General features: G+C 38.8%; 1 protein-coding gene. It reads left to right on the top strand.

All coding sequences use genetic code 11. The features are described from left to right. Positions 1-232 (top strand): redoxin domain-containing protein (locus tag ACY2RT_RS15720; protein WP_490156841.1); only part of this gene is annotated, 232 nt, incomplete at both ends.

Below are 232 nucleotides of genomic sequence, written 5' to 3'. Positions count from 1 at the left end.
TGCATGCTTTCCAAGCTGCACGTGATGAGTTTGAAAAAAGAAACACTTTAGTTATAGGGGCTTCATGTGATACCCCGGAGGTTCATTTTGCCTGTTTGAATACTCCAAAAAACAATGGTGGAATTGAAGGTGTATCTTATCCTATACTTGCAGATACAAACCGTAATCGTTCATCACAATTAGATATCCTGGATATTACAAATGAGCGTTACGATGAAGAGACCGGAAATGT

The organism is Ulvibacter sp. 2210JD10-4 (assembly GCF_058148525.1).
Note: the sequence above shows the minus strand (reverse complement) of the source record. Positions and strands in the feature narration are given on the sequence as shown.